Raw genomic sequence first — 10,703 nt, 5'->3', positions numbered from 1 at the left:
GTTCGGGGAAAACGGCTGCTTAAGCACCTTCCAGTTTTGAAGGGTCAAAGTCCGGACCGGGAACTAAATCCACTTCACCTTTACTCATGCGAACTTCAACGCCCGCGCCGATCAATTTTTTCTTCAGTTTATCTACTTCGGTGAAGTCCTTAGTGATTTTGGCGTGGGTGCGAAGCTCGTCCAGCTCCGCCGCTAGGCTGGCCAAAACTGGGTCACTGGAAACACCTGCTCCCGACGGACTAAGGAGAAACTCATCCTTCCATTTCTTTCTCGATTGATCGGAAAGGAAGCCAAGCCAGCGTGCATTGTCCAGAAGCGCTTGAGGGTTTCGAGACGCAATAGCCGCAAGATTCATCAAAGCCAGGTGCGTGTTCAGGTCACTCGACAAAGCTTCAACTATCCTCGAGTCAGGTACAAAGTCCTCGAAAGGCGTTGGCTCCAGACCAACAGTGAGTCGATGCCAGTCGTCGAGTACATGATATGCATGTTCGGCTTTGGATTTGGTCCAGTCCATCGGCTTGCGATAATGGGTCTGCAGGAAGACAAACCGGATCACCTCACCCGGAACGCCCTGTTCCAACAAGTCATGCACAGTGAAGAAGTTGCCCAGCGATTTGGACATCTTCTTGCCTTCAACCTGCAACATCTCATTGTGCAACCAGTACCGCGCGAACTCACCGTGCGGATGGGCGCATTTGCTCTGCGCGATCTCATTTTCATGATGCGGGAACATCAGGTCGTTTCCGCCACCGTGAATATCAAAGCTCTCACCCAAAAGCTCATAGCTCATGGCCGAGCATTCGATGTGCCAGCCCGGACGACCACGGCCCCAAGGCGAGTCCCACCCCGGCAACTCATCGGTCGAGGGCTTCCACAGCACGAAATCCATCGGGTTCCGCTTGTATGGCGCAACCTCAACCCTGGCACCGGCGATCATGTCATCGACAGACCGCCCGGACAAAGCGCCGTATTTCTCTTTCCAGCTGTCCACGGCGAACAGAACATGCCCCTCGGCTGCGTAGGCGTGGCCATTTTCGATCAGGTCCTCAATCATCGCGATCATCTGCGCAACGTATTGCGTCGCGCGCGGCATAGCTTCTTCATGGCGCTCATCCCGAATTGAGGGCTTCAGCGCCCCCAACTCGCCCATGTCATGCAGATACCAGCCGATGGTTTCATCCGACCGTTCCTGCACCAACTGCTCCAGCGTGCCCTCAGCGCCCGCTTTCTGACGCGCCAGCGCGGTCGCGTTGATCTTGTCATCCACGTCGGTGAAATTGCGTATATAGGTCACGTGATCCGCGCCGTAGACATGGCGCAGCAACCGATACAGCACGTCAAACACCACCACGGGCCGCGCGTTGCCCAAATGGGCGCGATCATAAACCGTGGGTCCGCAGACATACATCCGCACGTCATCGGCACTGATCGGAACGAAATCCTCTTTCGTCCGTGTCCGTGTGTTGTGCAGTTTGATCGTCGTCATCGGTCGGCTCCTAAAGACAGCAAATGCTTGCGCTTGGCGCGGGCTTAGCAACTTGTCTCAGGGATGAAAACGAAAGAAACCGGCCCGCTTGATAAATCAGCAGGTAATGCAGCAGATAATGATGCAGGTCATACGGTTCATGTCCTTCCCCTAGCATGGACAACGCGTTCAGCCAAGTCTTGAGTTCAATCTCAAGGTGGCGCACCCTTTCGGCCATGAGCCGAGTATTTGTCAATTCCATCTGCCGCACGTTTCCAGGCGCTGACCTTTCCGACCCTTGGGGCGGAGGCCATGATGCCTGGAAGGTTGGCGGCAAGATGTTTGCCTGCATCGGCACCGCCAACGATGGCGTGTCCGTCAAAACGCCTGATATCGAGACAGCTCAGATGCTGATCGAAGCAGGCGTCGGTACCAAAGCCCCCTATTTTCATCGCAGCTGGATCCGGCTGCCGTTTGACTGTGACGAGGATGAACTGCGTCGTCGGTTGGCCACATCTTACGATCTGGTGCGGTCTACCCTGACGAAAAAAGTGCAGTCCACTTTGACCCCACGAAGCTGATTGACATTTTCCAATGCCTCTGGCCCATTCTGCGCTGAAGACAAGATCGGAGCGTGCCATGAAACTGTCGCAGCGTATCACTCATCTGACCGGAGGTGGCAGTGATGGGTGGGATGTATTTTACCGCGCGCGCCGGATGATCAGCGAAGGGCACGTCATTACTGAACTCACCATTGGTGAGCATGACATTCGCACGCACCCGACCATTCTGGATGCCATGGATCTATCGGCACGTCAGGGAAACACCGGCTACGCTGTGGTGCCCGGGTCTGATTTGCTGCGCGATACTGTTGCCGCGCGCATTCAGAGCCGCACTGGTCAGAAGACAAGCCGAAACAACGTGTTGATCACCCCGGGCGGCCAATCTGCCCTTTTTGCTGCCCACGTGGCGGTGTGCGATCCCGGTGATGTCGGTCTGTATCTCGATCCGTATTACGCGACATACCCCGGCACGATCCGGGGCGCCGGTGCGACAGCCCGGGCCATCCTGACCACCGCCGAGGATGCATTCCAGCCGCGCGCGCAGCAGATCGATGCGGCGGCAGATGGTGCGGTTTCGCTATTGATCAACAGCCCGAACAACCCCACTGGCGTCGTATATTCGCGCGAGACACTGAACGGTATTGCAGGTGTCTGCCGTGACCGCGACCTGTGGCTGTTCTCAGATGAAGTCTACGACACGCAGGTCTGGGAAGGTGAGCATATCTCTCCACGTACCCTGCCCGGAATGGCCGAGCGTACCTTGGTCGTTGGTTCGATGTCCAAGTCACACGCGATGACCGGGTCCCGATGCGGTTGGGTGGTCGGGCCTGAAGAGGTGATCACCCATCTCATCAATCTGGCAACGCACACAACTTACGGCGTGCCCGGGTTCATTCAGGACGCCGCCAGTTTTGCCTTGAGCGCGGGTCATGATCTTGAAGAGGAAATCGCTGCCCCGTTCCGGCGTCGTCGCGCATTGGCGGTCGACATTATGGCTCAACAAAACATCGTCGGCCTGGTGCCCGCGCAGGGTGCGATGTACCTGATGCTGGACATTCGGGCCACCGGGATGAGCGGCAAGGACTTTGCCAACGCGCTGCTGGACACTCACGCAATTGCTGTCATGCCGGGTGAAAGTTTTGGCGACGCGGCGGCAGGTCACGTGCGCGTTGCGATGACAATTGATGACGACCGCTTTGCTGCAGCACTGAGAACGATTTGCAATTTCGCCGCCGTTCTGGCGGAAAGTCACGCGGCAGAATAGACGGCCTCAAAATCGGAAGGTTGTACGCAGGTTGAACACGTTGGCGTCAATATCGCCCTGACTTCGTGTGACGTCGTTAAAATCCTGACGCAAGGCCTCACCGCTGATGACGAAACTGTCGCCGATGGGATAGGCAATTCCGATGCCGTACACTGCGGCGGTGTCATTTTCCGGTGACGCATCCAATCGGGCCGCGCCCACGACGACATAACCCAAGGCCGGTCCGAAATCATAACCCCCGCGCAACTTAAGGCGGGTCAGACTGTCCACGCTGCCTTCACCCTGCCCCAAATCCAGAGAAAGCCGGTTGTATTCCAGCTCACCGCCAAGAACAAAATTACCGAAGTCATGGTCATAACCGACAAGCGGGCCAAAAGTCGTGTCGTTTCCGCCAGAGCTATTTGGGCCATCTACATCCGCATAGCCAAAGCTGAAGCCCGCATACGCCCCCGTCCAATCCTCTGCATATACCGGTGCAATGCCGATTGTCAGGCAAGTGGTCATGAGGGCCATCAGGGCTTTCATCAACCTCTCCAAAATTCCTTGCAGCGCGCCCGACAGATAACGGGCTTCATCAAATAAAACTTGGCCTGCAATCGTTAAAAATCCATTGAGATCACGGACCACTCTTAAATAAGTGATAGAAGCTTAACAGAATTTCCCGCATTCGGGAAAAAACTTTACCCCACGGCAAGAACGTGGTGCCGACAGGGCACAACACTTCGTTTTTGGCCCCTCAGGTCGCAAACAGGACAGATTGTGCGCCCTCGTATTGAGAGAGTTTACATCACCAATTGAGGACCCGCATGCAAAGTGACGTTTGGAAGATTCGCCTGATCAGCCGTACCATTGGTGCGGATCGCGGGCGTGCCGCACGGGGGCGACCGGTTGTGGTCCAAGTACACTCACCCTGAACGTACTATTTCGACCGGACCTTAAATTATGAACGAACAAACCCGAAATTCATCGCGCAGCGGCGGTCGTGCCGCGCGCCGTGCAGCCCGTGCCACAGCGCTGCCCGAACATCTGCGCCCGATCCGCCCCGGCATGGAGGGTGGCATGCTGAAAGTGCTAACCCCGGCGCAGATCGAGCGTATTCACCAGGCCGCGCTGACCGCGCTGGAAACCATTGGTCTGGCGGACGCCCCACAAAGCGGGATCGACTATCTTGTCGGCGCTGGCTGTATCTTGGGTGACGATGGGCGTATCCGCTTCCCCCGCGCCTTGGTCGAAGACACGATCGCCAAGGCCAATCGCTCGGTCACCTTGCATTCAAGGGATGGCAACTCCGATCTGGAACTGTCGGGCAACCGCGTCCACTTTGGTACTGCCGGCGCGGCTGTCAGCATGGTTGATGTTCACGGGCAGGAATACCGGGATTCGACCCTTCAAGACCTGCACGACGCGTCCCGAATTTGTGAACAACTTGAAAACATTCACTTTGTTCAGCGCCCAATGGTGTGCCGCGACATCGCCGACAACCTCGAGATGGATTTGAACACGGTCTACGCCACCACGTCCGGAACGTTCAAACATATCGGCACGTCCTTCACCGAACCTAGCCACGTGGCCCCTGCGATTGAGATGCTGCACATGATCGCTGGTGGAGAGGATAAGTGGCGTGAACGGCCCTTTATGTCGAACTCGAACTGCTTTGTTGTTCCGCCGATGAAATTCGCAACCGAAAGCTGCGAAGTCATGGAGGAATGCATCAAAGCGGGTATGCCCGTTCTGCTGCTATCGGCCGGAATGGCCGGCGCTACCGCGCCTTCGACAATCGCCGGTGCTATTGCGCAGGCCACCGCCGAATGCCTGGCCGGGTTGGTTTATGTAAACGCCGTAAGTCCTGGTGCACCCGCGATTTTTGGCACCTGGCCTTTTGGCCTTGATCTGCGCACAGGTGCGATGTCCATCGGGTCTGGCGAACAAGCACTCCTGACAGCGGGCTGCGCCCAAATGCACCACTTCTACGACCTGCCGGGCGGCGCGGCCGCCGGTGCATCGGATGCGAAACTGCCCGACATGCAAGCCGGGTGGGAGCAGATGTGCTCGAATGTCATGGCCGGGCTTTCGGGTTTGAACATGGTGTATGAGTCCGCAGGCATGCATGCCTCGCTGCTGGGATTCTGCCATGAAAGTCTGATCCTCAGCGATGACCTTATCGGGCAAGCGCAACGCTGTGTACGCGGCATCGAAGTGACGGACGAAACGCTGGCACTGGATCAGATGGCCGAAGTCTGTATCGGCGGACCGGGTCACTATCTGGGAACCGATGCAACGCTGAGCCGCATGCAGGCGGACTATGTCTACCCGACTTTTGGCGACCGGTCGTCCCCGAAAGAATGGGTTGAAATTGGCAAGCCCGATTTGATCGAAAAGGCGGTGAAGCGGAAGGAAGAGATTCTCTCGACGCCGTCTCCGGCCAGATTCGATCCGCTTTTGGATGCCGAGTTGCGCGGCAGGTTTAACATTTACTTGCCGGCGTAACCCATTGAAATATGGCGGCCCGTGGGGGTACGGGCCGCCGATGCCTTCGCGGGATTAGCCGTTGCTGGGCGGTAGCAACCCTGCTTCCTGCGCGATGGCAATTTCATCTGCGTCCAGCGACCCGTCGCCATTGGCGTCCATCGCCGAGAAACCATCGGCGTCAACCTCGGGCAGAACGGCCTGAACCTCTTCTATGGTCAGAACTCCGTCGCCGTTGGTGTCTGCTGATGACTGCGCAGCAGTCATCGCCGGCAGGCCCAATACGAATGCGGAAATGATTGCCAGGTTTTGCGGTTTCATTGTGATGCCTCCTAAGTGGTATTGTGTGTATTTTCGTCCGGACAGGCACCACAGACACCAAACCGATGAACGCCGTCACCCCAACCCGGCAACACGCCCTGTTTCGCGCCATTCTCCGCGTGTTTGTCCGAGTCGCGTCTGCAATCAACCGCTGGGCGAAACGTACAATCCACGTTTCGGCGGTTCTTGCCCGATGCGCCTGTGCCGTTCCGGCAAGGCCCTGCCTAAATCACCGACTCGGGGGGCAAAAAGAAAGGGGGCCGAAGCCCCCTGTCAGTTTCGCCATCCAGGCTCCATTCGTTGACCGCCCGGTGTTTTGTTTGCCTGCGGCCTGGACGTCGCATGGGACGAGCGCACCCGTCCCGTGAGAGAGTGGGAAAGAGCAAATATTCCGCCCCACCCTGTTCCCGGTCGACACGGGCATGTCGACCGAGTGGACCAAGGCGTATTTGGTAAGTCTCAACGCCTTGTTCCGTGTTCGTCGGGATCGGACATCCGAGGGGAAACCCTGATCCCTACACCCCGCCTGACGGGGCGTTTTCCTTAGCTACACCCGCTGGTCGCCCCGCAGGTGTTGCACTTCATGCAGGTGCCATTGCGCACCAGTGTGTAATTTCCGCATTCGCCGCAAGGATCGCCCTCGTACCCCTGCATCTTGGCCTTGGTCCGTGCGTCCATGCCCGTGGCAACGGCAGTTTCCGCAACCGGAGCTTCAAATTGCGCAGCTGGTTCTGCCATGCCGTTCACTTCCGGTTGGCCGCCGTTGAACACCACCAGATCCTGCGGCAGACGTTTGCGCAGATAACCGGTCGAGCTGATTTGTTTCAACACTTCCAAGGACTTGGACGCGGCGCTGTCGCTGATCTCTGATACGTTGGACAGACCATCTTCCTCGCCGCGGCCCAGATCGTCAAAGGTTGCACCTTCGGGTTTCACATGGGCCAGATCGGTGCGGTCCAGATAGGACACGGCCAATTCGCGGAAGATGTAATCCAGGATCGACGTCGCATTCTTGATCGAGTCGTTGCCCTGCACCATCCCCGCCGGCTCGAACTTGGTGAAGGTAAAGGCGTCGACGAACTCTTCCAGCGGCACGCCGTATTGCAGGCCAACCGACACTGCGATGGCAAAGTTGTTCATCATCGCCCGGAAGCCAGCGCCTTCCTTGTGCATGTCGATGAAGATTTCGCCCAGCTTGCCGTCTTCGAACTCACCCGTCCGCAGATAGACCTTGTGGCCGCCCACGATCGCTTTCTGGGTATAGCCCTTGCGGCGATGCGGCAGTTTCTCACGATGGCTGCGGATGATTTCCTTGACGACGACCTTCTCGATGACCTTTTCGGCGAGAACGACGGCTTTTTCATGGGCCGTGCCGCTCTCCAGCACCTCTGCCGCCTCGTCGTCATCCTCGACCAGCGCTGCCGCCAGAGGCTGCGACAGTTTCGAGCCGTCACGGTATAGCGCATTGGCCTTCACACCGAGCGACCAGCTGAGCTCATAAGCCTTCTGGCAATCCTCGATGGTTGCGTCATTCGGCATGTTGATCGTTTTACTGATCGCACCTGAGATGAAGCTTTGCGCCGCTGCCATCATGGTGATGTGGCTATCAACCCCAAGAAAACGCTTACCTTTCTTGCCGCACGGGTTGGCGCAGTCGAAGATCGAGTAGTGCTCTTCCTTCAGGTGCGGTGCGCCTTCCAGCGTCATGGTTCCGCATACATGGTCGTTGGCCGCGTCGATATCCGCCTTGGTAAAGCCCAGATGGCGCAGCAGATCAAAGGTTGGGTCATTCAGCTTGGTGGCCGGGATGCCCAGAACGCCGGTGCAGAAATCCTCGCCCAGTGTCCACTGGTTGAAGACGAACCGGATATCAAAAGCGCTTTCCAGCGCAGCATCCACCTTGGCCAATTCATTGGGGCCAAAGCCGTGACCGGTCAGCGACGTGTGGTTGATCCCCGGCGCGTTACCGATGGTGCCGTGACCAACCGCGTAACCCACGATCTCTTCGATCTGGGACGAGGAATAGCCCTGCTTTTCCAGCGCCGACGGCACCGAGCGGTTGATGATCTTGAAGTAACCGCCACCCGCGAGCTTTTTGAACTTCACTAGGGCAAAGTCCGGCTCGATCCCGGTCGTGTCGCAATCCATCACCAGACCAATTGTGCCGGTGGGCGCGATCACCGTGGCTTGCGCGTTACGATAGCCGTTCTTTTCGCCAAGGCTCAGCGCCTCGTCCCAAGCCGACATCGCCAGATCGACCAGACGCTTGTCCGGGCAGTTGCCATGGTCCAGAGGCACCGGCTTCACGGCCAGTTTCTCATACCCATCGGTCACACCCTGCGAGGCACGGCGGTGGTTGCGGATGACGCGCAGCATGTTGTCTGCGTTGCGCTCATAGCCTTTAAAGGGTCCAAGCTCTCCGGCAATCTCGGCCGAGGTGGCATAGGCCACGCCGGTCATGATCGCGGTCAGTGCGCCACAGATCGCCCGACCCTCATCCGAGTCGTAGCTGTAGCCCATGTTCATCAGCAGACCGCCGATGTTGGCATAGCCCAGACCCAAGGTGCGGAAATCATAGGACAGTTGCGCGATTTCCTTGGATGGGAACTGCGCCATCGTGACCGAGATTTCCAGCGTCAGGGTCCACAGGCGCGAAGCGTGCATGTAGTCCGCCGCCTGGAATTCACCATCCTTGAGGAAGGTCAGAAGGTTCATCGACGCCAGATTACAAGCCGTGTCATCGAGGAACATGTATTCCGAGCAAGGGTTCGAGCCGCGGATGGCTCCGTCTTCGGGGCAAGTGTGCCATTCGTTGACGGTGTCATGAAACTGGATACCCGGATCAGCACAGGCCCATGCCGCATGGCCGACTTTCTCCCACAGATCACGCGCCTTGACGGTCTTGGAAACCTTACCATCCGTCCGGTTGATCAGTTCCCAATCCGCATCTTTTTCAACTGCGGTCAGGAATGCGTTGGTCACACGGATCGAGTTGTTCGAGTTCTGGCCCGAGACCGAGCTGTAGGCTTCCGAATCCCAATCCGTATCGTAGATCGGGAACTCGATGCTATCGTGGCCCTGCTTTGCATAATCAAGCACGCGCTTGATATAAGTCTCGGGGATCGCAACCTTTTTGGCCTCGCGAACCGCTTTCTTCAAGCTGTCATTCTTGTTGGGATCATACGCATCGTCCTGCGCACCATCCCATGAGCGGATGGCCTCGAAAATGCCGTTCAGCATCTTCTCGTGCATCTTCGATCCGGCAACGATCGAGGCCACCTTCTGCTCTTCGATCACCTTCCATTCGATGAATTTCTCGATGTCAGGGTGATCGGCATCGACGATTACCATCTTTGCTGCTCGACGGGTTGTCCCGCCTGATTTGATCGCGCCAGCGGCGCGGTCGCCGATCTTGAGAAAGCCCATAAGGCCAGAAGACTTGCCGCCACCTGACAGTGCTTCGCCTTCTGCGCGCAAGTGGCTGAAATTGGTCCCGGTCCCCGAGCCGTATTTGAACAGGCGCGCCTCGCGCACCCATAGATCCATGATGCCGCCTTCGTTCACCAGATCATCATCAACGGACTGGATGAAGCATGCGTGCGGCTGCGGATGTTCGTAAGCGGATTTCGACTTGGTCAGCTTGCCGGTTTTGTAGTCGACATAGTGGTGACCCTGCGCAGGACCGTCGATTCCGTAAGCCCAGTGCAGACCGGTGTTGAACCACTGCGGGCTGTTCGGCGCGGCGCGCTGTGTCGCCAGCATATAACGCATCTCGTCAAAGTAAGCGCGCGCATCTTCCTCGGTCGAGAAATAGCCACCTTTCCAGCCCCAATAAGCCCAGGCTCCTGCAAGGCGGTCAAAAACCTGCTTCGAAGACGTCTCGCCATCAAATTCTGCGCCATCGGCGGGGACCGAACGCCACAGGAATTCGGGGACGTCTTTTTCCTTAACTTTCTTCAGCTTGGACGGGACGCCTGCTTTGCGGAAATACTTTTGCGCAATGACGTCGCTGGCAACCTGGCTCCAGCGCGTGGGCACTTCGATGTTGTCCAGGCGAAAAACGATGGTGCCATCGGGGTTTCGAATCTCAGACGTCGCTGAGACAAAGTCCAGTTCCGCATAAGCGTCCTGCCCCGGTTTCGTAAATTTCCTGTCAATCTTCATGTCCGCACGCCCTAGATTCAATCAACTTGTCTTTCAGCGTCAGGTCCTCAGACGCGGACCGATCGCCATGCCGTATAAAATGGGGCGCAATTGACCAGCCGCTGCATTCCGCAGCGCAAAACCGATCAAACGGTTGCACGTTACTATGATGTGCTTTCCGACCCTCGCCCTGTGCCTTATACTGGTTTTGGTACCAGATTTTGTGGCATCCCTTCCGGCCCATACAACTTGACGTATCGACCCATAGATCGTCAACGCCATTTTTAAGTCATTTTTGATATCTTTTGTGTTGACCCATTTCTGACAACTTGCTTCGGGACACCCTGTTCTGATTCCTCCACAGGTTCATCCACCACGTGCGCACGTCGATTCCCAAAACCTGCGGGTAAATTAACTGTGTTTCCCGGCACAGTTATCGGAATTTGATAATCTAACGCTAAGGTGTCTACGTTGGCGTAGA

Annotated in this window: 7 protein-coding genes; 3 read left to right on the top strand and 4 right to left on the bottom strand. The window is 57.1% G+C overall.

Features of this window, described 5'->3' with window-relative positions; all coding sequences use genetic code 11:
- Window positions 1-19: 19 nt before the first annotated feature.
- Window positions 20-1,486 carry a cysteine--tRNA ligase gene (gene cysS, locus AC2FJC_RS04140; RefSeq protein WP_496738517.1) on the bottom strand — a complete coding sequence of 489 codons (1,467 nt, stop codon included), beginning with the start codon at window positions 1,484-1,486 and terminating at the stop codon, window positions 20-22.
- Between the two features lie 215 nt (window positions 1,487-1,701).
- Here cysS and AC2FJC_RS04135 point away from each other — a divergent pair, with 215 nt between their 5' ends.
- Both AC2FJC_RS04135 and AC2FJC_RS04130 read left to right on the top strand, forming a co-directional pair.
- Window positions 1,702-2,046, top strand: a complete 345-nt coding sequence (locus AC2FJC_RS04135; RefSeq protein WP_496738516.1) for an MmcQ/YjbR family DNA-binding protein — start codon at window positions 1,702-1,704, stop codon at window positions 2,044-2,046.
- Between the two features lie 58 nt (window positions 2,047-2,104).
- Complete coding sequence (locus tag AC2FJC_RS04130) at window positions 2,105-3,292, top strand: pyridoxal phosphate-dependent aminotransferase (protein ID WP_496738515.1); 1,188 nt, start codon at window positions 2,105-2,107, stop codon at window positions 3,290-3,292.
- Window positions 3,293-3,298: 6 nt separating this feature from the next.
- Here AC2FJC_RS04130 and AC2FJC_RS04125 read toward each other — a convergent pair whose 3' ends face one another.
- Window positions 3,299-3,817, bottom strand: a complete 519-nt coding sequence (locus AC2FJC_RS04125; protein WP_496738514.1) for an outer membrane protein — start codon at window positions 3,815-3,817, stop codon at window positions 3,299-3,301.
- Between the two features lie 417 nt (window positions 3,818-4,234).
- Between AC2FJC_RS04125 and AC2FJC_RS04120 the strand changes: the two genes are divergently transcribed.
- On the top strand, window positions 4,235-5,779 hold the full coding sequence (locus AC2FJC_RS04120) for a trimethylamine methyltransferase family protein (RefSeq protein ID WP_058278025.1): 1,545 nt from the start codon (window positions 4,235-4,237) through the stop codon (window positions 5,777-5,779).
- A gap of 54 nt (window positions 5,780-5,833) precedes the next feature.
- On the opposite strand, the gene AC2FJC_RS04115 is transcribed toward AC2FJC_RS04120, so the two are convergent.
- Together AC2FJC_RS04115 and AC2FJC_RS04110 are read right to left on the bottom strand one after the other, a co-directional pair.
- Window positions 5,834-6,079: an EF-hand domain-containing protein gene (locus AC2FJC_RS04115; RefSeq protein WP_496738513.1), complete on the bottom strand. Its 246-nt coding sequence runs from the start codon at window positions 6,077-6,079 to the stop codon at window positions 5,834-5,836.
- Between the two features lie 543 nt (window positions 6,080-6,622).
- A complete protein-coding gene (locus AC2FJC_RS04110; protein ID WP_496738512.1) occupies window positions 6,623-10,243 on the bottom strand; it encodes a vitamin B12-dependent ribonucleotide reductase in 3,621 nt (1,206 codons plus the stop codon).
- Window positions 10,244-10,703: the final 460 nt, after the last annotated feature.

The organism is Ruegeria sp. CDSB117, assembly GCF_059611005.1.
Note: the sequence above shows the minus strand (reverse complement) of the source record. Positions and strands in the feature narration are given on the sequence as shown.

What these genes read in the sequence shown, in the direction of transcription:
- AC2FJC_RS04125 (WP_496738514.1), bottom strand. Translation starts at nt 3,817, where the DNA reads ATGAAAGCCCTGATGGCCCTCATGACCACTTGCCTGACAATCGGCATT.
- AC2FJC_RS04135 (WP_496738516.1), top strand. Translation starts at nt 1,702, where the DNA reads ATGAGCCGAGTATTTGTCAATTCCATCTGCCGCACGTTTCCAGGCGCT.
- AC2FJC_RS04120 (WP_058278025.1), top strand. Translation starts at nt 4,235, where the DNA reads ATGAACGAACAAACCCGAAATTCATCGCGCAGCGGCGGTCGTGCCGCG.
- cysS (WP_496738517.1), bottom strand. Translation starts at nt 1,486, where the DNA reads ATGACGACGATCAAACTGCACAACACACGGACACGGACGAAAGAGGAT.
- AC2FJC_RS04130 (WP_496738515.1), top strand. Translation starts at nt 2,105, where the DNA reads ATGAAACTGTCGCAGCGTATCACTCATCTGACCGGAGGTGGCAGTGAT.
- AC2FJC_RS04110 (WP_496738512.1), bottom strand. Translation starts at nt 10,243, where the DNA reads ATGAAGATTGACAGGAAATTTACGAAACCGGGGCAGGACGCTTATGCG.
- AC2FJC_RS04115 (WP_496738513.1), bottom strand. Translation starts at nt 6,079, where the DNA reads ATGAAACCGCAAAACCTGGCAATCATTTCCGCATTCGTATTGGGCCTG.